Source organism: Massilia psychrophila (genome assembly GCF_002760665.1).
GTDB lineage: Bacteria > Pseudomonadota > Gammaproteobacteria > Burkholderiales > Burkholderiaceae_D > JAFCUW01.
On the sequence record NZ_PDOB01000007.1, the window covers coordinates 130,315 to 151,404 of the forward strand.

The 21,090-nt window shown below is 64.1% G+C and carries 17 protein-coding genes and 1 pseudogene; 8 read left to right on the plus strand and 10 right to left on the minus strand.

Annotated features, from left to right (window positions below; all coding sequences use genetic code 11):
- Positions 1–33 precede the first annotated feature (33 nt).
- The 4 genes from CR103_RS06915 (at position 34) to CR103_RS06930 (ending at position 6,833) form a co-directional block, all read left to right on the plus strand.
- A complete protein-coding gene (locus CR103_RS06915) occupies positions 34–1,980 on the plus strand; it encodes an HD domain-containing phosphohydrolase (RefSeq protein ID WP_099915266.1) in 1,947 nt (648 codons plus the stop codon).
- 393 nt (positions 1,981–2,373) lie between these two features.
- Positions 2,374–3,804, plus strand: coding sequence for an efflux transporter outer membrane subunit (locus CR103_RS06920; protein WP_099915267.1), 1,431 nt, complete (start codon positions 2,374–2,376; stop codon positions 3,802–3,804).
- Positions 3,788–5,494 carry an FHA domain-containing protein gene (locus tag CR103_RS06925; RefSeq protein ID WP_099915268.1) on the plus strand — a complete coding sequence of 569 codons (1,707 nt, stop codon included), beginning with the start codon at positions 3,788–3,790 and terminating at the stop codon, positions 5,492–5,494. Before CR103_RS06920 ends, CR103_RS06925 begins: the two co-directional genes overlap by 17 nt.
- Positions 5,475–6,833 carry a beta-barrel domain-containing protein gene (locus CR103_RS06930; protein WP_099915269.1) on the plus strand — a complete coding sequence of 453 codons (1,359 nt, stop codon included), beginning with the start codon at positions 5,475–5,477 and terminating at the stop codon, positions 6,831–6,833. The genes CR103_RS06925 and CR103_RS06930 overlap by 20 nt, the downstream gene beginning before the upstream one ends.
- Before the next feature lie 96 nt (positions 6,834–6,929).
- On the opposite strand, the gene CR103_RS06935 is transcribed toward CR103_RS06930, so the two are convergent.
- Positions 6,930–8,132, minus strand: coding sequence for a formylglycine-generating enzyme family protein (locus tag CR103_RS06935; protein ID WP_099915270.1), 1,203 nt, complete (start codon positions 8,130–8,132; stop codon positions 6,930–6,932).
- 390 nt (positions 8,133–8,522) lie between these two features.
- Here CR103_RS06935 and CR103_RS24075 point away from each other — a divergent pair, with 390 nt between their 5' ends.
- Together CR103_RS24075 and CR103_RS23265 are read left to right on the plus strand one after the other, a co-directional pair.
- Positions 8,523–8,780, plus strand: a complete 258-nt coding sequence (locus CR103_RS24075) for a BPSL0067 family protein (protein ID WP_370659424.1) — start codon at positions 8,523–8,525, stop codon at positions 8,778–8,780.
- The gene (locus CR103_RS23265; protein WP_370659423.1) at positions 8,663–9,034 is read left to right on the plus strand and encodes an STY0301 family protein; all 372 of its coding nucleotides are present in this window, start codon (positions 8,663–8,665) and stop codon (positions 9,032–9,034) included. The genes CR103_RS24075 and CR103_RS23265 overlap by 118 nt, the downstream gene beginning before the upstream one ends.
- A 19-nt stretch (positions 9,035–9,053) precedes the next feature.
- Here CR103_RS23265 and CR103_RS21990 read toward each other — a convergent pair whose 3' ends face one another.
- The 5 genes from CR103_RS21990 to CR103_RS06960 are packed head-to-tail and all read right to left on the minus strand — an operon-like array spanning position 9,054 to position 14,943.
- Entirely contained in the window at positions 9,054–9,380 is a 327-nt protein-coding gene (locus CR103_RS21990) for a hypothetical protein (protein ID WP_143752539.1), read from the minus strand.
- A 49-nt stretch (positions 9,381–9,429) separates the two neighbouring features.
- Entirely contained in the window at positions 9,430–10,299 is an 870-nt protein-coding gene (locus CR103_RS06945) for a DUF7281 domain-containing protein (protein ID WP_180279305.1), read from the minus strand.
- Positions 10,296–13,097, minus strand: coding sequence for an Mks condensin complex protein MksF (locus CR103_RS06950; RefSeq protein ID WP_229442833.1), 2,802 nt, complete (start codon positions 13,095–13,097; stop codon positions 10,296–10,298). Before CR103_RS06950 ends, CR103_RS06945 begins: the two co-directional genes overlap by 4 nt.
- Positions 13,094–13,699: a condensin complex protein MksE gene (locus tag CR103_RS06955; RefSeq protein ID WP_180279306.1), complete on the minus strand. Its 606-nt coding sequence runs from the start codon at positions 13,697–13,699 to the stop codon at positions 13,094–13,096. The genes CR103_RS06950 and CR103_RS06955 overlap by 4 nt, the downstream gene beginning before the upstream one ends.
- Positions 13,696–14,943: an MksB family condensin complex protein gene (locus CR103_RS06960; protein WP_099915272.1), complete on the minus strand. Its 1,248-nt coding sequence runs from the start codon at positions 14,941–14,943 to the stop codon at positions 13,696–13,698. Before CR103_RS06960 ends, CR103_RS06955 begins: the two co-directional genes overlap by 4 nt.
- A 454-nt stretch (positions 14,944–15,397) precedes the next feature.
- Here CR103_RS06960 and CR103_RS06965 point away from each other — a divergent pair, with 454 nt between their 5' ends.
- The gene (locus CR103_RS06965; RefSeq protein WP_099915288.1) at positions 15,398–17,209 is read left to right on the plus strand and encodes a S8 family peptidase; all 1,812 of its coding nucleotides are present in this window, start codon (positions 15,398–15,400) and stop codon (positions 17,207–17,209) included.
- Positions 17,210–17,472: 263 nt separating this feature from the next.
- Here CR103_RS06965 and CR103_RS06970 read toward each other — a convergent pair whose 3' ends face one another.
- The 3 genes from CR103_RS06970 to CR103_RS06980 form a co-directional block, all read right to left on the minus strand.
- The gene (locus CR103_RS06970) at positions 17,473–18,294 is read right to left on the minus strand and encodes an alpha/beta fold hydrolase (RefSeq protein WP_099915273.1); all 822 of its coding nucleotides are present in this window, start codon (positions 18,292–18,294) and stop codon (positions 17,473–17,475) included.
- A 74-nt stretch (positions 18,295–18,368) separates the two neighbouring features.
- Positions 18,369–18,890 (minus strand): alpha/beta fold hydrolase, encoded by a 522-nt coding sequence (locus CR103_RS21995; protein ID WP_143752540.1) that lies wholly within the window; start codon positions 18,888–18,890, stop codon positions 18,369–18,371.
- A complete protein-coding gene (locus CR103_RS06980) occupies positions 18,887–19,462 on the minus strand; it encodes a TetR/AcrR family transcriptional regulator (protein ID WP_229442840.1) in 576 nt (191 codons plus the stop codon). The genes CR103_RS21995 and CR103_RS06980 overlap by 4 nt, the downstream gene beginning before the upstream one ends.
- 116 nt (positions 19,463–19,578) lie before the next feature.
- Between CR103_RS06980 and maiA the strand changes: the two genes are divergently transcribed.
- A complete protein-coding gene (gene maiA, locus CR103_RS06985) occupies positions 19,579–20,241 on the plus strand; it encodes a maleylacetoacetate isomerase (protein WP_099915276.1) in 663 nt (220 codons plus the stop codon).
- Between the two features lie 380 nt (positions 20,242–20,621).
- On the opposite strand, the pseudogene CR103_RS06990 reads toward maiA, so the two are convergent.
- A pseudogene (locus CR103_RS06990) lies at positions 20,622–21,090 on the minus strand (HipA domain-containing protein); the annotation flags it as partial.

The following is a 21,090-nucleotide window of genomic DNA, read 5'->3' on the forward strand; positions in this document are numbered from 1 at the left end:
AGCGCTCGAGTAACAATCACGGAGGCCAACAGGATGGAACCGCCAGCCACATTTTCCGCTTCGCCCGGCGCCATCAAGGCGTACCTCGAATGGACCGGCTGCGAGGCGGCCAAACCGGCCGTCTTCGCGCTGCACGACGAAGCGGTGATCGGGCGCGATCCGCAAGATGCGCTGGCGCTGGACAAGTTCATCTGCATTCCCGAACACACCATCAGCCGGCGCCACGCCCGCATCCGGCGCCGCGGCGCCAGTTATTATGTCGAAGACCTGCACTCGCGCAACGGCACCTTCGTGCTCGGCGAACGGCTCGCGCCCGGCGCCTGGCATGTGCTGCGCGATGGCGACGAACTGGCGCTGGCGTCGGTGCCGCTGGTGTTCCACTCGCTGGTGGTGCTCGATCGCGCCAGCATGCCGACGGTGATCACCAGCTCGGTCGACGCGACCCGCTTCACCCCGGTGCTGGCCGACGCCAAGCAGGCCGACCGCAGCGACCTCGAGAAAACAATCCATCGGCTGCACGCGATGGCGCAGGCCAGCATCGCGCTGGGCGCCGTGACCGACCGCGCGATGCTGATCGAAAAAATCATGAATTTCATTTTCGAACTGTTTCCGCTGGCCGAACGCGCCTTCATCTTGCTGCGCGAACACCCGCGCGACGCCCCCACGCCGGTGGCCGCCAGGCGCCGCGACGGCGCCATCGAAGATCCGCAGCAGGTGCGCATGTCGAGCACCATCATCGACGAAGTGCTGCATAAAAAACGCGCGATCCTGTCGCTCGACACCTTGTCCGACCGCTACTATGGCGCGCTCGAGTCGATCGTCGCGCAAGCCATCCTCAGTGTCATGTGCGTGCCGCTGATCCTCGGCGACGAGGTGCTCGGCATGATCCAGGTCGACACCTCGTCCGACCCGTACGCATTCAAGGAAGCGGACCTCGAAATCCTCAGCGGCGTGTGCGCCGAAACGGCGGTCGCGCTGAAAAATTTCCAGCTCTATTCCGACATCAAGGGACTGCTCGACGGTTTTGTCAGCGCCTCGGTGCAGGCGATCGAGGAACGCGACCCGGTCACCGCCGGCCATTCGTTCCGCGTCGCCGGCTATGCGCACAACCTGGCGCGCGCGCTCGAGCGCAGCGACGACCCGGTGCTGCGCCGCGCCGCTTTTAGTGCCGACCAGCTGCGCGAGATCCACTACGCCGCGCTCTTGCACGACTTCGGCAAGGTCGGCGTGCGCGAACACATCTTGCGCAAATCGAAAAAGCTGCACCATGCCGAGATGTGCCTGCTCGAGCAGCGTTTTCTATACGCTCGCGCCTGCCTCGAACGCCAGGCCTACCGCGGCCTCGCCGAGCGCCACTTGCAGGCCGGATGGAGCGTGGCGGCGTTCCGCCACGAGGTCGAGCGCATCGACACCGAATTGCGCTCTGAAGGGGCGCGACTCGACGCCTTCCTCGAGCTGATTTTGCGCGCCAACGAGCCGGCGGTCTCGACCAGCGCCGCGCTGGCTGAACTGGACGCCATCCGCGACTACCAGGTGCTGGGCGCCGACGGCGCCTCGTTCCGCCTGATCGACGAGGGCGAATTCGCCGCGCTGAACGTGTGCAAGGGCTGCCTGACGCAAGACGAACGGCGCCAGATCGAAGCCCATGTCGCCGATTCTTACTCGTTTTTGATCCTGATCCCGTGGACGCGCGAACTGGCCGGCGTGCCGGCGATCGCCCATGGCCACCACGAGAAGCTGGACGGCTCGGGCTATCCGATGGGCCTGCGCGGCGGCCAGATCAGCCTGCAGACAAGAATTTTGACGATCGGCGACATCTACGACGCGCTCACCGCGCGCGACCGGCCGTACAAGCAAGCCATCCCGGTCGACCGCGCGCTCGACCTGATCGCCGAGGAATGCCGCGCCGGCCATCTCGATACGGGGCTGTTCAAGGTGTTTGTCGACGCGAGGGCGTGGGAGGTGCAGGGAAATGCGTGAGGCGATATCACTACCCACGTTGTTGCCTTTGTGCGCCAACGACTCCTCACGAATGCGGCGACCTTATTCTTGCGCGCAGAGCGATCAATGTTTAGCTCAGCTAGCAGATGCCAGCGCTGTGCACGCAAACGGGGTCGCCGCTTTCGAGGGTGTCGCAAAACGTCGAATGGCCGCAATTGCCACGTCGTCCTCGCGCACGCGGGGACCCAATTTATCGGGAACAGCGACAACGCCCGGCATCGTCCGTCAAAAGTTGATCAGTTTATCGTGCAAACTGGGTCCCCGCGTGCGCGAGGACGACGGCTCTAGCGTTCAGCGACCTTTTGCGACACCCTCTTTCGCGAGGACGACCAATCAACGCGTAGCGGCCAGGTTGGCACACGAGGTGGTGATATGAAAACGTCGACTAATTCGGTAAAACGCATGCTCACCCGCCGCACGCTGCCCGCCACGTTCGCCGCCCTGCTCACCGCCTGCGCCGACGTCAGCATGAAACCCTACCAAACCCCCGACGCGCCGTCCAAAAACGCCTGGTCGCGCCAGCAAAGCCTGCCGGTGGCGCCAGGCGAGATGATCACCGTCGACTGGTGGAAGCAGTTCCGCGATCCCTACCTCGACGGCCTGGTCGGGCGCGCGTTAAAGTCCAATGTCGATTTAAAAATCCTGGCCGCCCGCATCCAGGTTGCCAACGCCGAGATCGGCGAAGCGCGCGCCGGCGCGCTGCCCACGCTCGACGCCGGCGCCGGCGCCAGCTTCGAAAAAACCACCGGCAAAAACTTTGCCAAGACGTTTAATCTGGGCACCCAGGTCAACTGGGACATCGACGTCTGGGGCAAGGTCGCCAAAGGCGTGCAGGCGCAGAGCGCGGAGTTCAGCGCCACCGAGGCCGACTGGCGCGCCGGCTACCTGCGGCTGGCGTCGGACGTTTCCACCACCTACTTCCAGATCCTGCAGTTCGACGAGCAAGCCGCCCAGCAGGAAAAAACGCTGGCCAAGAACCGCCAGATCCTCGCCACTTACGACGCCATGTACCAGAACGGCCTGGTGCCGCAAACCCGGGTGCTGCAACAGCGCGCCGAGATCAACCGGTTGACGAACGACCTGATCGAGCTGCGGCGCCTGCGCGCGCTGGCCGGCAATGCGCTGGCCACCCTGCTCGGCACGCCGGCCGGCGAGTTCACGGTGCCGGCCGCCACGCTGCAGCAGCGGGTGCAGCTGCCGAGCGTGCCGGAAGGCCTGCCGTCACAGCTGCTCAAGCGCCGGCCCGACTTGGTCGCCGCCGAATACCGCGTGCTGGTGGCCTACGGCCTGGTCGGCCAGGCCAAGCTGGCACAACTACCGTCGATCAGCATGACCGGGCGCGGCGGCACGGCCAGCCTGGCTTTGAGTTCGCTATTAAAATCGTTCACCTTCGGCCTGCTGCCGAGCATTAACTTCCCGCTGTTCGACCCCGGCGTCAAGGCGCGCATCAAGACCAGCGAGGCGCGCGGCCAGGTCGCCGAGCAGGAGTACCGGCGCGCCGTCGTCGCCGCGTTCGAAGAAGTCGAAAATGCCCTCGTCAACCTCGACGCCCACCACCGCCAGCGCCTTGAACTGCAGCAGCAGGCCAGCCAGCTCGACATTGTCGCCGCCCAGGTCACGGCCCAGCTCAAGGAAGGCATGGTGTCGCAGCTCGACGTTTTCGAAGCCGAACGCTCGCTGCTGTCGGCGCAACTGGCGCTGCTGGCCAACCACCAGCAGATTCTGTCCGACACCGTGACCTTGTACAAGGCGCTCGGCGGCGGCTGGCCACCGGTGGACGTGCGCAATGTGGCCCGCAACTGAAGGCGGGCCGGCCGTGGTCGACGCCCACAATGCCAGGTCGTGCCAAGGCGCGGGCCGCCGTCCTGCGGGCCGGCAGGGGTCAAGCCGCCAGCCGGATCTCCAGCCATTCATTGCGCTGCAGCCCGTCTCGCACCCCGAACTGGGCCCCATCCAGATCCACGACAGCCTGTTCGCCATCGGCCGCAACGAAGCGCCCTTCGACACCTACCCGCGGGCAATGGTCGCCGACCTGTCGCGCCGGCACGCGAGGATTTTTTGCGAGGACGGCGCCGTCTACCTCGCCGACCTGGGCAGCAAGAACGGCACCTCCGTCAACGGCGCCGCCGTCCGGCACGCGATCACGCTACTGCGCACCGGCGACCAGCTCGGTTTGGGCCGCGCGCTGGCGTACCGGGTGCAGTTGGAGGAGGGCGCTCCGTTTCAACCGGGCAGCGCCAGGCTGGCCAGTTTGACCCTGACGCCGGAGCGCGGTGAACTTGGCTTGCAGCCGATCGTCGTCACCGAATTCCCCTTCATGATCAGCAAGGTCGACGCCACCTTCGCCCGCTACCAGGACACCAGCCCGACGCAGGTCAACTACTTGTCGCGCCGGCACGCCCACATCTTCCTCAAGGGCGGCCAGCCTTACCTCGAGGACCTCGGCAGCACCAACGGCAGCTTTGTCGACGGCGAGCGCCTTGACGAACACGCCGCCGCGCTGCACGACGGCGTGCAAGTCGGCTTCGGCGGCCACCACTTCGTCTACCGGGTCGCCCTGGCATGGGAAGCCGCCGCGCCCGACCCGACGATGACCCGGCTGGGCGTGACGACCGTGCCGGGCGCCGGCGGCGCCGCCGACGCCCCTGCGACTCCTGCTAGCCCTGCCGCCGCTCCCGCCGCTCCCGCCGCGCCTGACGCCGACAAGACGACCTTCGTCGCCGCGCCCGATTCCTTCCTCGATATCTTTTGCGTCGACCAGAACGCCGCGGCCGACAACGCCGCGCTCGATCCCGCCGGCGCGATCGCCGATGAAGGCAGCGCCCGCCGTCCGCACGGCGTCTTGGCGGCGCTGCTGGCGGCACCGAAACTGCGGCGGGCGCTGCGCTGGGGCGTGGCGGCGCTGGCGCTGGTGGTGATCGCCGCCTGGTCTCTGTTCCGCATCGGCGCACCCGAGCGCGAAGCCGGCGAGCTGATCGCGCGCGGCGCCTACGCCGAGGCTGCGGCCGTGGCCGGCGCTGCCCTGGCCGACGATCCCGGCAACCGCAAACTGACGTCGCTCGTCACCGCGGCGCTGCTCAAGGCCCATTTGCCGGAGTGGATGGCCGCCATCAAGGCGCAACAATTTTCCCGCGCCGACGCGCTGGCCGCCGCCATGCGCAGTCAAGCCGGCCGCAACGCCGAGCTGGCGCCGCTGCTCGACGAACTCGACTGGATCGCCAGGCTCGAGCAATTCGTCGCCGCCCGCGGCGGCGCGCAGGCGGCAATCAAAGGCCCGGACGACGCCGCCCGCATCCAGCTTATTTTAAAACAATGGGAAGAGCAGAACGAAATTCATCAGCGCGCCTTCGAGACGCTGTCGTCGTACGTGCCGCAATACCGCGACGTCTACGCCAACGCCCTCAGCGACGTGCGCAAGCTGGCGCAGGCCAGGAGCGAGGACGTACAGCAAGCACAGGAAGCGCAGGAACCGAATGAACCAGCCACTCCTTAAACCGCTGAGCGAAGCGCTCGACGACCATAGCGCCGAGGGCATTTCGATCCTCACCGCCTACCCGTGGCGCTTTACCCAGGCGCTGGTCTACACGATGGTCGCGCTGGTGCTGGCCGTGCTGGTCTGGTCGTTCTTCGGCCGCGCCGACGTGTTCGTCACCGCCAGCGGCACGCTGGTGCCGGCGTCCGACGTGCGGCGCCTGTACGCGCCGATCGACGGCGAACTGGCCAACATCTACATCGCCGAAGGTCAGCCGGTGACCAAGGGCGACGTCGTCGCGCGGATCTACGCGCGCGGCGCGATCGAAGCGGCCAAGAACGCCTTGGAGGCGCGTTTAAAACTCGACGACGCCGAGCGCGAATGGAAGCAGTTCCCCGAAAAACGGGCGCTGATGGAACGCCGCGCGGTCGCGCTACGGGACGCGGCCGCCGTCGAAGAGCGCCGCATCGCCGCAGGCACCGGCAGCCTGGCGCAAGGCCAGCAGGCGCAGCAACAGGAGGCGCGCGTCAACGTCGACGAAGCGAAGCGCGCGCGCGACGCCGCGAAAGACGAGGCCGACAAATACGCGCGGCTGTTCGCCGTGACCGGCGGCGGCGGCGTCTCGCAGTTGCAAGTGGAGCAAAAAAAGAACGCGCTGCAGGCGGCCGAGAACGCGCTGCGCGTGGCGCAATCGCGCCAGGGCGAGCTGGTCGCAAGGCAAAGCCTCGAATCGACCCAGGCCAGAGGCCAGCTCGAAACGAGCGGCCAGCAACTGACCGGCTTGCGCCTGCAGTCGGAAGCGGCCGACCGTGAGGTGGCCAACGCCGAAGACAAACTAAAACTGCAGGTGCAGACGGCGCGCCTGGTGGCCGACGCCGCCGCCCGCATCAAGTTCGAGAACATCGACAAGGACAATTTTTTGCTGATTGTCGCACCGGTCGACGGCGTGATCACCGACGTCACCTCGACCCAGCCGGGCGACAAGATCCAGGCCAACGCGCCGTTAGGGGGCATCGCGCCGAAGAACGCCCGCCCCATCCTGAAACTCGAAATCGCCGAGCACGACCGCGCCTTCCTGCGCGAAGGCTTGCCGGTGCAGCTTAAATTCAATGCTTTTCCCTACCAGCGTTACGGCCTGACCCACGGCACGCTGCAATTTATCTCGCCGGCCACCAAGCCGTCGGCAGCTGCCAAGCAGCCGGTGTACGAAGGCAGGGTGACGCTCGCGCAGCAAGCGTACCAGGTCGGCGAAACGAGCTACCCGCTGCGCTACGGCATGACGGCGACCGCCGAAATCGTCGTCCGCGAGCGTCGCATCATCGACCTGGCGCTCGATCCGTTCCGCAATATTGGCGGGTGATGAAGCGGCCCGCGCACTGGCGCCCGGAAGAATCGCGTTGGCTTTTGACGTATAACAAGCCTCGCACCTGCATTCTTGGCGCCATGCCACGCTACCCTACTCAACGTCGCGCGCCACCCTGAACCCGTTCTGCGACTGCCGCATGGCAGGGTCGGCGCTGGCGCGGGTCGACGCCACCATGAACGGCGCCGAGTCGCGCCACGAGCCGCCGCGCACCACGCGCGCTTCGCAACTGGGGTCGTCGTCCCAGGGAAGTGCATCGGCGGGCGCGCGGCTGTACGAGTTGTGCCAGCAGTCCTGGACCCACTCCCACACGCTGCCGTTCATGTCGTACAGTCCGTACGGATTGGGTGCGAACGAACCCGCCCCAATCGGTTCGTCGATCTGCCAGGGCGGCCCGCAATCCTTGCAATTGGCCTTGCCAAGCGCCATCTGGTCGCCCCACCAGTAGCGCGTCGCGGTGCCGCCCCGCTGCGCGTATTCCCACTCGGCTTCGCTCGGCAGCCGGTACGTCGCGCCAGTGGTATTGCTGAGCCAATTCACATACTGCTGCGCATCAAGCCAGCTGATGTCGCGAACCGGCGCCCTCGGATTCGGGCTGGCGTACTGCGCGGTGGGCCGGCAGGGGCCGGCTTCTACGCAGGCGTTCCATTCCCTCACAGTGATTTCGTATTTGCCGATGGCGAAAGGCCGGTCGAGGGTGACCAGGTGGGCCGGCAGCTCGGTCTGATCGATCGAGCTGCCGCCCATCGTGAAGGCGCCGCGCGGCAGGGCAACCACCCTGGGACATTCCGGGCAGTCCTTGAACTCGCGCCTAGCGACGGGCTCGGCGGCAGGCGCCTCCGCCGTCTCGCGCGCCGCCGTCTTCGCGCCAGTCCTGCTGGACCGGGCCGCAACTTTCGCCTGCGCGCGTTCCTGCCTGGCGGCGCGTTGCGCGGAACGCTGCAGGGCCGGTTGCGCGGCAGGTTTTTCTGCCGGCGTGGCCGGGGTTACCGGCGCAGCGGCTGCGACCGGGGCGGGCTTCTCGGCAGCTTTGTCGGCGGCCACGCGCAGGCGGGTGATGCGCGCTTGCGCCAGCGTCACGAAACGCCCTTTCGGATAGGCCTTCAGGTAAGCCTCGAAATCGCCGGCATGGCTGCTGTTCTTGATCGATTCCCAGAAAGCCAGCTCGAATTGATCGGCGCTATTTTTCGGCACGACACCGGCAAGCTGCATGTCGGGCGCGCCCCTCTGCACGCCGGCGCGCGCCGGCACAACGGACGCCATCAGTGCGCCAATGACCACGATTTTCTGCCACATCGACCGCTCCCCGTTTTACGCGCGAGTAAAAGTTCGACCTTGCGGCCGAAGTTTAGTGTGACAGATTCAAGGGTCCAGGGTCGCACATGCGCGCTGCCGGCAGCGGCGTTCCCGCATGCATTGGCCGAGCATGGCTTTTACGGCTGTGTGGCAGACGTCGGCTGGGTATTTAAAGCCGCCATGCTTACGGCAGTTGCCCGTAAAGGTTGCTGCAAAACCGGCTGGCTGGGCAAAACGTCGGCGCCGGCTTAAAAACTTTTGGTCTGCAGTGCCGCTAAAGATCGCATTTTGTTGCGTAGTAGCAAGGCGTTGTGGCCGCTAAAACCCACACTTTTTACTTCGCCTGATTTCGGGTTCGGCGATGTCCGCAAGCTCGAAAAGCATGTGACAGTGGGGGACAGTGAATGCGTCGCGCTCATTCGAACATACACGCCAGCGCCAGCGACATTTTTCTGGCAGCGGGGCGCAATAGTGATGGGCGAACGAAGCCTTGCAAGCGGGACGGCTATCGCGACCTTCGTGAACGACAGGTGGCCGTCGCAACCGCGTGGCGCATCGAATGCCCAAAGGAGATTGGCGAGAAAACAATTCAACTCGTCGCGACGGGCAGTGGATGGACGCCGTATCAATCGTCGTCATTGCGGTTGAATTCGGCAGCGCCCACGGGTGGGCCGCCGGAACTTCATGCCGACTTGGCACAGTTCACTACCAAACACAACAAGACAGCACGGATCGACACCTATGATCTCAGTCCGCCCCACCCCGGAGGGATCTGGATGGAATGTGGCTATGGCGCGTCCAATGAAATCACCTTGCATAAACAACTGAACGACAATATCAGGCAGTGCACGATCACGCAAAAAAATGCGGCGCCCTCGGCGATCGACATCGTCTGCCGGTAGCGTGTTCGCCGTGCGCTTGTCAGGTAGCTTTTCCGAAACCGCCTCCGGCGCGTTGGCCTGAATTTTGCATAAAAAGGGCAAATTTGTCGGCCAGTTCGGCGGAAATTCGTGGGGCCACCAGCAGGCATGGCCGGGCAGCTTGCGTGAATCGCTGTTTGACTTGATGGAGCATCGCCATGCGGTCGATTTGCCTGACTTCGGCGATATAGGAATAGGGCCTGCCTTCGACCAACAGTTCAAGGTCGGCATCGGCAAAAGTTCCATCCCTGTTCGCAGGCTCTAGTGCGAGTATTTTTCCGATGATGCCTGTGCTTGTTGCAAGGGCATCGATAGCGCTCTCCAGCACGAGCAGGGCGTTTCGGCTTTTACTGCTCTGAGGAGATGCTGGTGTCGAGTCAAAGCCACACCGCCTCATGCTCCAACGCCAATCCCTGCTCAGCCATCGCCTGGCACAGCACCTTGACCTCCAACGGCATTTCCACTGTTTCGAGCCGCAGCAAAGCAGCACTGAAATCCTTGCGCGTATTTTGCCAAACCCGGTTACTGCCATATTTACGCAGCCGTTCTTCCCAATCGGGCATCAGCCAGAACTCCACCGGCGCGATTGATTTCTCGCGCAGGCGGGCGTAGTTAAGCAAACCGACGCCGTCGTAGTCGGGGAAAAACACGATGCGGCTGCTGCGAACGCGCTGCGCCATCCAGTCCAGCAGCAGCCGGCTCAACTGGCCGCCGTAATAGACGATCGAGCCATGCGCGTCCTTTGGCAGCCAGTCGAGCCGATCGAACAGCGCCTGGTTTTCCACCAGCCAGATTGGCGCGTCGGTGTGCCAGCCGTCGCCCGTTTCGATGGCGATGGCGGCGGCGCCGGATAGCGCCGTGCCGGCCGAAATGTCGACCTTGGCACCGTCGCCGCGCTGCCAGGTGACGGCTTCGCCGATCGCCTTGAGCAGCAGATAGCCGGTGCCGTGGATGTGGGCGCGCCCTTTGCTGTCGCGCATGCGGGCGATGTTGTTGGCGCGTGCCGGCAGGCTGGCGTCGAGCTCCTCGATGGCGGTCGGGCGCAATGCCGAAAGGTGGGCGCGCGCCAGCGCCGCATCGATAAGCAGGTAGCTGGCGCCGCGTCCTTGGGTGGAGAGGCGCAGCGCGCCGGTGTGGCGCGCAAACCGGTCCAGTTCGCGCCGCTGGGCCGGGGTGAACAGGGTCGCCGCCGACGGCCCCGGCGTGATCAGCAGCTTGTCGAGGGCGTCGGCCAGTGCGCGGCTCACGCTGCCGACGCGCTTGGTTGAAGGGCGTCCGGCGGTGCCAACGGTTCCAGCAACTGCCAGTGCTGGCGGCTGATGTGGTTGAACCCGCCCTGGGTGCTGATCGGCACGCAGTAACGGGCAGTCACCAGCGGCGCGGGGGAGGCAAAAATCAGGGCGAAGCCGAAGTCGTCGGCCGTTTCGATCAGACTGCGCTGGTTGCGCTGGTCGAGCGCGGACGCCTCGTCGAGGTAGCAGACCGCCTGCACGCGGTGGCGCTTGTCCTGCATCAGGTGCAGCAAGGCCAGGCCGGTGATCAGCTTGGCCATCAGCACGGTACCGTTCGAGGCGGCGCTGTCGATGTCGGTGAACGATTCGGTGGCGCGGCCGGCCTTGCCGACGATGAATTCGAGGCGGAACAGGTGCTCCACGCGCAGGCAGCCGCGCGCCTCGCCTTCGCCGATCAGCACCTGCTTGGCGCGGTTCAGGGCGTCGTCGTCGAGCACGCTGGCGTGATTGAACAGGGAAAACGTCTCGCCATCGTCGACCTGTTCGGCTTTGGCAATCAACAGTTCAATCGCATCGACCAGCAGCAGTTCGTCGGCCGGCTCGATTTTAAAAACCGCCAGGTCGGACAGCTGGCGCCGGCTGATGAGGCGATTAAAATCGCGCATCCGGCTCTTGAACGTCAGCAGGCCGTCGCGCAGTTCGCGCAGGCAGGCGGTGACGTTGACGACGGCGCTGCGCGCCTTGCGCTCGAGCGCTTCGGCTTCCTGCGGCAGGTGGGCGGCGAACGCCGTCATGCGGTCGATCTCGGTTTCCTCGCCGCCCATGTAGCTGAACTTGGTGAGACCGCGGGCATGCAGCTCGGCGACCTGGTGCGGCAGCATCTCATTTAATTGCAGCAGGCGGCGGCAGTCGTTGCTGTAGGCTTCCAACTGCTCGGCCAACTGGTCGAGGGCGAAGTTTGGGGCGCCGGTCCAGGGCTGGTGGGGCAGGTCGGCCAGATAGGAAAATATGGATGCGCTGTCGCCGCGGCGCTCGCGCCGCTGCACGATGTCCTTGTGGGATGCGCGCAGGCCGGCAAGCCGGCGAGTGCTGTGCGTTTCCTGGTCGCGCAGGGCCTGGACGGCCGCTTGCGCCTGCGCCTGCTCCGTTTCGATTGCGCCGAGCGCCGTGCTTACCTCGGTCATGCTTGCGGCGCGCTGCGGGGCGGACTGGGTCAGTGCGCCCAGCTCGTCGAACAGGGCCAGCTCGTGTTCGATCTGGCGCACGGTTTTATCGAGCTGCTGCTGGCGGGCGCGGGCGGCGTCGAGCGCGCGCGCCGCTTCCGCTTGCCGGTTCAGGTCGGCGATCTGGCGCGCCAGTTCGCCGATGCGCAGTTCCAGCTCGGCCGGGGTGCGCTGGCTGTGCTGGGCTTCGAGCGTGCCGAGCGCCAGCGTGATGCCCGGGAGCGCCGCGTGGCCACCGTCGACAAGGCGGTCGAGGTGGGCGCGCAGGCCTGGCAACTGCTGCGGGTCGATCTCGAACTGGCTCGCACCGAGCGTCATCACCTGGCGCGCCAGCAGCACGTTGAGCGCGGCGAGCTGGTCGCTGCTCAATGCCGCCTGCAATCGCAGGTACAGGTTGTCGGTCAGCGTCGCCAGCTCGCGCTGCAGGCTGGCGTGTTCCTGCCCGGCGCTGCGGCGCTCGCGCTCGATGGCGTCGACGCTGCGGGTGCTGGCCTGCTGCACCAGGGCGATCTGCGACTCGAGCGCTTGGCGCGCCTCAACGTGGCGCGCTTCGAGCGTGCGGCGCTCGCCAACCAGCGCGAACTGCTGCGCCAGTTCGGCATGGCGGGCGGCGCCCTGTCGCAATTGTTCATGGTGCTGGCGCGTCAGCAGGCGTTGCTCGGCCAGTTCCACAGCGCGCGCGCGCAGGCGCTGTTGGGCATGCTCGACGTCGGCCACGCTGTTTTGCAATTGAACTTCGCTGTCGGCGAAATGCCGGTCCCAGGCGCTCAGCGCAGTGTCGATCAGCGGGCGGTTGTGGATCAGCTTGCCGCGCAGGGCCAGCCGTTCGGTGGCGTCGCGCTCGAGCGCGGCGATCTCCGCCTGGTGGGCCAGCGCCGCCTGGTATTGGGCGCGGTCGGCGTTGACGTCGGCAAACGCCTTGTCCCACTCGGCCTTGAAGTCGATGTTCGCGTCCGGCAGGTCGCGCCGGAAGATGCTCAGCAAATAATCCTTGACCTCGCTCGAGCGGAGCCGGTCCAGCCGCAGGGTGCGCGTGAGCACGCGCTGGAACGCTTCGGCCAGGCTGGCATGCTCCAGTTTAAAAATGGTGAAGTCCGGCTCGTGGTCCTGGCGCTTCTTGCGGCTGCCGTAGATGGCGTCGCTAAATTCGCCTGACGAATAGCTGAACACCAGTTTCGAGCGGGTCTGCAGGTGGGCTTTTAGTTGCGGCTGAGTCACGACGGCACCGTTCGGCAGGCGAAAATCCTCCATGTCGAGCTGGCCCTTGTAGGCAAAGTATTCGTAATCGTGGCTGACGCCCTTGCCGACGCAACCGAGCACGACGGTGCCGGTAGTGGGCAAGGCTACTTCCAGCAAAATGAAGGCGCTGTTGTTGGGAAAGTAGAAGCGGCGGCTTTTCTCGACGTCGTGGGCGCCGAAATCCATGCGCCGCTTGTCGACGATGAGCAAAAACTGCAGCGCATTGATCAGGCTGGTCTTGCCGGTATTGTTGGGCGCGATTAGCGAGACGGCGGCGTCGAGCGGCAATTCGGCCCGTTGATAGCCGGCGCTGCCGAGCATGACGAGGCGCTGGAAACCGTATTGCATCATGATTCGTCCCGTTCGTGCTCAGGCTCGACCAAGGCCAGCCCGACGGCACCAGCGGCCAGGTTGGCGTTGGCGGCCAGTTCTTCAAACCGGTCGAGGTAGCGAAACACCGCCGGCAGCAGTCGCCAGGCGCCATTGCCCGCATCGGCGAAGCCGTAGCGCACCGCAGTATCGAGTAGTTGCTGCAACGGTTCGAGCTCGGCCAGGCCTTCGGCGTCGAGCAGGGCGCGGTTCTTGTCGAGCAAACCGGTCAGCAGGGCGCGGTCGATGCGCCAGTCGACGAAGCGCCCGAGGTGCTGGCCGGCGTCAGCCTGCTGCTCGAAAATAAGCATGAACAACAGCGCCAGTTGGCGCGTCGCCTTCGATACCGTGCCGCTGGCGTCGCCCGTCTGGAACCAGGCATAGCCGCGCCCGTCGATGCGCAGCTCGTAGCCGAGGGCGCCGAACACGCGTTCGTACTGGGGCGCCTCGCGCTCGAGTTCGGCCCACAGCAGCGGTTCGCTCAGGCGGTTGACGTGGCGGCCGGCGTTGAGCATCGCAAACAGCTCCTTTAAGCGGGACAGCTGTTCCAGCGCGATCGGCGCACCAGCTTGGTTTGGATTCATGGGGCCGCTTCGATGGCGTGCGGGTAAAGCGTTACCCGCACCGTGTTGAGGGGGACGATCGCTGCGGCGTCGGCCTGGATGGCCTGCCAGTCGGCGCGGGCAATCAGTTCATGGTACAGGCGCAGCAGCGTGGCGTCGTTCAGGTGCCGATAGTGATCGCGCAGCCAGCCCAGCAAATTAGCAACCGGCATCGCCGCGCGCAGCTCGGCGACCAAGGCATTTTCGTCGACCAGGTCGAGCGCGGGCATGGCGCCGGCGGCGTGCTCCTCCGGAAAACTCACCAGCACCGGTGCGAAACAACGCGCTTCGCTCATGATGGTCAGCACCTCGGGGCCAACCGACACCGCGCGCGACATCTCGCGCCGCCACAGCGGCAGCGCGCGGGCCGGCAAGGTGCGGTTCAGGCCGCGCTTGCGCACCCGGCCGAGCAGGGCGCTGATCGCCGCCGACAGTAAATTGTGCTGCCGTACTTCTTCGCGCAGCGGCAGCAGCGTGTCGCTGCAGTGCTTGAGCACGTCGCGCCCCAGGCGGCGCAATTCCTTGGCCTGGTAGGCGACGTGGCGCATCGCCAGGCGCTGGGTGTAGAGCGCGCCTTGCACCGTCAGCACGTCGACGGCGTTGTCGAGCGCATGCTCGGCCTGTTCGAGGTGGCGGTAAAAGGTGCCGCCCGGCCCGCTGTCCATCATCGCGGCCATTGGCGCGACGTAGTTGTCGTACGCGTCGAGCACTTCGCGGTAGCGGCGCGCGATCGGCATGTCGGTCTGCTGCGCCTTGGCGCGCTCGGCCAGCTCGAGGATGGCGTGGCGGTCGCCGTCGAGCTGCTGGCCGATCTGGCGGAACAGCTCTGACAGTTTGTTGGCGGCCTGGCGCAGCAAATCCATGTCGCGTCCCTGCAGGCCTTCGTTGAGCTTGCGGGTGGCGTCGGTAATGGCATTGATGCGCGAAGCGAGCACCGCCGACAAGCCGAGCTCGTGCTCGCGGGTCAGCCCGCGCACGAACTCGAGCACGTAGCTATTGAGCTGGTACGACTGGCCGCGCGCTTGCGCCTGCACGATGTCGGCGTTGACCAGCTGGCGCAGCACCTGCTGCTGCTGCTCGAGCGCGGCGCTTGGCGCCAGCCGCGCCACCACCGCGAGAATATGCTCCGCCTCGAAACTGGGCATCTCGCGCGACAGCTGGGCCAGCCATTCGACGGTGTCCCAGTGGTCATACAAAGCGGACACTAGCGATTTCGGAGTAGCCAATTGGGGGTCCGGTTGATTGTCAGGGTGATGGGTTGATGCGGCGGCAGTGCGCAGTATATGGCAGATGCCGCTCCCGCGCGGGGGGGGGAGCGCCGCCATGATGGCTGCCTGAAAACAGGCATACGGGTGAAAAGCCAAAATACCATCACCTGGCAATGATTGTCTTGGCGAAAAAATAAATAAATAAATGTTTAATCGATAACAAATAATCATCGGTGATAATTTGTTTTATCCGAACAATCCTTGTTATTGCTCAAAATCAGGCTCAGTTGTACACGCGTGGCAACAGATTCTTCTAGGAATTACTATGCTTGAGTTCGTTTCGTCGTAATCTAGAAAACTGCCACACAGGGCGGGTCCAGGAGCCGCCCTTTTGACGTGGGAGAAACGTAGGCACATGCGGGATCCGCATGTGCCAGCCATCGTAATTCGTATCGAAAAACAGAGGATCGACATGAAGCTGAAGCATTCGACGTGCCCCGTCATTCTGAAATTTTTTGCAGCAGCAGTTGTGCTGGGTACCGCTCCGCTGGTCGCGGTCGCAGGCGTTGCCGAGTTCGACAAGCCCGGCCAGGCAGCAGATTTTATCGACACGACCGACCGCCTGATCGTCAAGTACAAGGATTCGGTCGCAGGCGGCAAGGGCGCAGCCAAAGTGGCGACGCTGGGCAAGGACCGCTTGGCCAAGGTCGACCGCGCGGGCCAGCAGTTCGGCTTGCTCATGAAACTTTTGCATACCAGCGCGACCGGCGCGCACATTATCAAGCTGAGCAAGAAAGTGTCGGTAGCTGAAGTCGAGGCGCTGGCCAGGGACCTGGCAGAGCGCGATCCTTCCGTCGAGTACGCTGAGCCGGACCGCCTGCTGCAAAAAATGTTTACGCCGAACGATCCGCGCTACACCGAGCAGTGGCATTATTTTGAATCGGCCGGCGGCTTGCGCGCCAACCTGGCATGGGACAAGGCAACCGGCACCGGCGTCAATGTGGCTGTGATCGATACCGGCTACCGTCCGCACGCCGACCTGTCGGGCCGGTTTGTCGGCGGCTACGACTTCATCACCGACACCGCCATTGCCGCCGATGGCAACGGCCGCGACAGTGATGCCAGCGACCCCGGCGACTCGGTCGTTGCAGGCCAGTGCGGCGCCAACTCGCCAGCCCGGTCGTCCAGCTGGCACGGCACCCACGTGGCCGGCACAATCGCCGCGGCCACCAACAACGGCGTCGGCGTGGCCGGCGTCGCCTACAACGCCAAGATCGTTCCGGTGCGCGTCCTTGGCAAATGCGGCGGCTATACCTCCGACATCGCCGACGCCATCATCTGGTCGTCGGGCGGCGCTGTGACCGGTGTTCCGGCCAACGCCAACCCGGCCAAGGTCATCAACATGTCGCTGGGCGGCGGCGGTGCATGCGACACCACCACCCAGAATGCGATCAACTCCGCCCGTTCGCGCGGCACCGTCGTCATTGTCGCAGCGGGTAACTCGAACACGGACGCCAGCACTGCCAATCCGGCCAACTGCGCCGGCGTCGTCACCGTTGCAGCGACCAACCGCGCGGGCGGGCGTGCCAACTATTCGAACTACGGCGCCGTTGTCGACGTTGCAGCGCCAGGCGGCGAAACCGGCGTCGCGGCGAACGGTATTTTATCGACGCTCAATACCGGCTCGGCCGGGCCGGGTGCGGACAACTACGCGTTCTATCAGGGCACCTCGATGGCAACGCCGCACGTCGCAGGCGTGGCGGCGCTGATGCTGTCGAAAAACGGCGCGCTGACGCCGGACGAAATCGAGAGCAAGCTGAAGTCGTCGGCACGCGCGTTTCCTGCAACTTGCACGTCCTGCGGCGCAGGTATCGTCAATGCAAACGCCGCGGTCGATGCCGCAACCGGCACTGGCCCGACCTTGAACGAGACCGAGTCGAACAACACGATCGGCACCGCGAACGCTGTCACAACCAGCGCTACCACGGTGAACGGCAACATGGGCTCGACGACGGACACCGACTACTTCGTGGTGCAACTGCCGGCAGGTAAAACGCTGACCTCGACGCTGAGCATGACCAGCAGTACCAACGACTACGATCTGTTCGTCTATAACAGCAGCGGTACCTTGCTGGCGAAAAGCGAGAACGGCGCCGGCGCAACCGATACGGTAACGACCGCCAACACCGGCACCAGCACGTTAGCCCGCTACGTCCGCGTGGTGTACTTTAGCGGCGGGACCGGGTCGACCAGCGGCAAATACACGCTCAAGCTCGGCTGGTAATACCGGGCCGGCACGACGGCCTGAACATACAGGAAGGGACCAGTGGCTTGCCGCTCGTCCCTTTTTTCGTTTGGGGAATCCGGCGCCGTGGGCGCTACCCAGCCGCGCCGTATTCTTGCCGCGCTGCGTGTCGCGATGTTCAACGAAAAAGCTGCCGGTATGGTTACACCGGAATGCCGTAGCCGAGCAGGCGTGCGGCCCTGCGACACTGTCATTCCAACACTGTCATTCCAGCAGTGTCACAGGGCAAGGAAAGTGGCGCATTACGTGTTCAAAAATGCCAGCAGGTCGGCATTGACCTTGTCTGCCTCGGTCACGCACATGCCGTGCGCGGCGCCCGGATAAACCTTGAGGGTGGCGTTTTTCACCAGCTTAGCCGACAGCAGCGCTGAAGCGGCGATCGGCACGATCTGGTCGTCATCGCCATGCAGGATTAATGTTGGCACGTCAATTTTCTGCAGGTCAGCGCTAAAATCGGTTTCGGAAAACTGTTTGATGCAGTCCAGCTGGCCCTTGAGCGAGCCGAGCATGCCTTGCAGCCAGAACGTATCGATAACGCCTTGCGACGGTGTAGCACCCGGCCGGTCGAAGTTGTAAAACGTAATGGCAAGGTCTTTGTAAAACTGGGCGCGGTCGGCCCTGACGCCGGTGCGCATGTCGTCAAACACCGTTATTGGCAAGCCACCGGGGTTGGCATCTGTTTTCAGCATGATTGGTGGCGCGGCGCCGATCAGCACCATTTGCGCTACCCGCGCGCTGCCATGACGTCCGATATAACGCACCACTTCACCGCCGCCGGTGGAATGGCCTACCAGTGTTGCATGCTGCAAGTCCAGCGTTTCGATCAGCGTGGCAAGATCGTCGGCGTACGTATCCATGTCATTGCCGTTCCACGGCTGCGACGAGCGGCCATGGCCACGCCGGTCATGGGCGATGACGCGAAATCCGTTTTCAGCCAAAAACATCATCTGGGCGTCCCACGCATCGGCATCCAGCGGCCAGCCGTGGGAAAGCACCACCGGCCTGCCTTGGCCCCAGTCCTTGAAGTAAATCTGCGTGCCGTCCTTGGTCGCGATTGTATTCATAACGTATTCTCCTGAGTGCTTAACAGCGTGAATTGAAACAGGTAAGACATTGCGAATGCCGATATGGTTGCGCGCTATCCAGCGCAATGAGGATGCCGCGAAGGTTCGCTGAGAAAAGTCCGGAACAGTGCGGCCGCCCGCGCCGGCTGCTCCAGCGCCGGCAAGTGACCGCAATCGCGCATCAGTTCAAAGCGCGCATGATGCATCGCTTGCGCGAGCTGCTGACCGCACGCCGGTGGTGCTATCGGATCTTCATCGCCCGACAGGATCAGCGCCGGCATGCGCAGCTCGCCCAGCCTGGACCAGATATCGTCCCGGCTGGCCAGCGCACGCGCCTGCGCCGCGCCAGCTGGCGCGCCGACGCGGTGCGCCATGGCTTTGAAGGCGGCACTTGCAGCGTGATCGGCCGGGCGCACGACGATTTCTGCCAAAAACTCGACGATCGCGTCTGGCGTCGCTTCGAGTCCGGCGGCAAGATCGGGCCCGCCGGCGCGCGCGGCACCGGCGTCGCAGCCCATTAGCCAGAGTGAGGAAACCCGTTCCGGCGCAGCGAGGGCAATTTCAAGCGCCAGATTGGCGCCGTATGGCTCAATCAAGTAGAAAAAGTGGTATCGGCGAGCAGCAGCTGCGCCTGGCTCAGTATTGTCAGTAGTTCCGGCGCTGGCAGGCCGGCTTTGCGCAGCGTGATGGTGCCGATCACTAGCGCCAACAAGGCAACGGCGCGCGTTTGCGCCAGCTCCGGGGTAAATCCGGCCCGCTCGAGCAAGCCTGCGATCAGCGCACCGGTGCGGCCGACGTGGTACTGGCCGAAGGCCGCCAGTGCCGGATCGTGCGGTGCAAGCTCCGTCACGCAATTGACAAAAAAACAGCCACGGCGGCCCGCATCAACTTCGGCAATCGCCGCCAGTACAGCGTGGACGGCCTCGAGAGCGGACATGGACGCCGCCGCCATGGCCTCGAGCCTGGCAAATAACTCATCGGCGTAGAGTTCGACGGCCGCCATCATCACGGCGTGCTTGGAGCCGAAACAGGCATAGAAACTCGACCGGCTCAAGTGCATGGCAGCGGTCAGATCGTCGAGCGAGGTTGCCTGGTACCCTTGTTCCCAGAACACCTTCAGCGCATCCCGGAGTGCCTCGGCAGGCACGAATTGGCGTGGCCGCCCCATCACGGGAGAGGTCTGTTGTGTGTGACTGTAAGTGGATTGGTGTATAAGTATTGACATGGATATAATTATAGATCAATTAGTCCACATGTACGTTTTGACCTCAAAGGAAATCAGCCATGACCACGCAACCCACTTTCGAACTGTATGCTTACTGGCGCACCTCGGCCACCTACCGGGTGCGCGTCGCCCTCAATCTGAAGGGGCTGACGGCGAACGAACGGATCGTCAATATTGATGCCGGGGAGCAGCGCGAAGAGAAGTTTTTGAAAATTAACCCACTCGGCGCGATCCCCGCCCTGGTCGAGCTCGGGCATGCGCCGCTGACACAGTCGCTGGCGATCCTGGAATTTCTGGACGAATTCCAGCCAGCCCCGCCGTTGCTGCCGCAGGACCTGCACGGGCGCGCACGAGTTCGCTCAATCGCCGCGATGCTCGCTGCCGATACGCATCCGCTGATCACGGGGCGCGTCAAAAAATATCTGACCGCCACCACCGGAATGGACGACACGGCCTGGCGGGCATGGCAAATCCAGTGGTTTGGGACCGGCTTGGCCGCGCTCGAGCAACGTCTGGCCGCCGAGCCCCAGACAGGCGTGTTTTGTCATGGTGACACGCCGACGATGGCCGATATCTGTTTGGCCAGTATCGTGGAGATGGTGAGGATTTTTAAGATCACGATCCCGGATACGCCGACGATCGACCGGATCATGGCAGCCTGCGATGCCCATCCGGCGTTTGCCGCGGCTACGCCGAGTCGGCAGGCAGGCGCACCGGCCTGACGCGCAGGTCCGGAAGAGGCGCTCGTTTTCGCGCTGATCGAAAGTTGTTTTCGGGCCGTAAGGTAGCTCACGCCGCGCAGGTAGCTGGAATACGTTTCCTGCGCGGTAGGGGTGCTCGGTGTGGCTGGACCCAAAACCCGAAATTTATGGTAACTCTAGGAAAGGCTGTTCGGGACGCATCCTGTGAGATTTTGCGAAGTATCCCGTGAGATTCGACATCTCACCGTAGCGCCCATCTGGCGTCCCGAAGCCATTGCGACGCACATCACCCGTCACCCGTACGAACGTCCTGCTGAGGTTATAGTTGCCGTTATCGATATTCCTGGGTCGCGAGCGGACGTTTCGCCGGGTTTGAGACATCATTGACCTTTTGTCAAGGCCTAGGCTTGGCCAAAAATTTGATTAAGCCCTTGCCGTCCGCTCAGGACGACAACGTTGTGAGACAACCGTTCGTGCAATACGTTTTTCCAGTCCTGGTCGAGCCAATGTGCGACCTCGTCAAAGCCAGCCGTAATACGTGCTAGCAGGTCATCGAGGGTGGTTGTTGCCTCCGTTGCGCTCGTAAATCCGAAACGATGTGCGTCGGCCAACACCGCGTCCCGAGAAATGTCGAAGCGACCCTGAGATAGCTGCATGTTAAGACGAACTGGCGTTTCCACCGGGTTAGGTACGACGTCAAAAGCCGGCGCGAGCCGCCAGCGGCGTTCCTCCGCGTTATAGACTGGGTATTCCGGACCAACGTGACCAGTGATTCCGGCATCGTGACCAGTCATTCCATTTGAACGTGACCGCTCATTCCGGGCGAACGTGACCGATTTCGGGGCTTTTCCGGAATCAGCGGTCACGATG

Coding starts and splice junctions, on each gene's coding strand:
- CR103_RS06935 (WP_099915270.1), bottom strand. CDS start 8,132: ATGTGGCAGAAAATCGTGGTCATTGGCGCACTGATGGCGTCCGTTGTG.
- CR103_RS06965 (WP_099915288.1), top strand. CDS start 15,398: ATGAAGCTGAAGCATTCGACGTGCCCCGTCATTCTGAAATTTTTTGCA.
- CR103_RS06920 (WP_099915267.1), top strand. CDS start 2,374: ATGAAAACGTCGACTAATTCGGTAAAACGCATGCTCACCCGCCGCACG.
- CR103_RS06915 (WP_099915266.1), top strand. CDS start 34: ATGGAACCGCCAGCCACATTTTCCGCTTCGCCCGGCGCCATCAAGGCG.
- CR103_RS06930 (WP_099915269.1), top strand. CDS start 5,475: ATGAACCAGCCACTCCTTAAACCGCTGAGCGAAGCGCTCGACGACCAT.
- maiA (WP_099915276.1), top strand. CDS start 19,579: ATGACCACGCAACCCACTTTCGAACTGTATGCTTACTGGCGCACCTCG.
- CR103_RS06980 (WP_229442840.1), bottom strand. CDS start 19,462: ATGGGGCGGCCACGCCAATTCGTGCCTGCCGAGGCACTCCGGGATGCG.
- CR103_RS06950 (WP_229442833.1), bottom strand. CDS start 13,097: ATGATGCAATACGGTTTCCAGCGCCTCGTCATGCTCGGCAGCGCCGGC.
- CR103_RS06925 (WP_099915268.1), top strand. CDS start 3,788: ATGTGGCCCGCAACTGAAGGCGGGCCGGCCGTGGTCGACGCCCACAAT.
- CR103_RS06955 (WP_180279306.1), bottom strand. CDS start 13,699: ATGAATCCAAACCAAGCTGGTGCGCCGATCGCGCTGGAACAGCTGTCC.
- CR103_RS06970 (WP_099915273.1), bottom strand. CDS start 18,294: ATGAATACAATCGCGACCAAGGACGGCACGCAGATTTACTTCAAGGAC.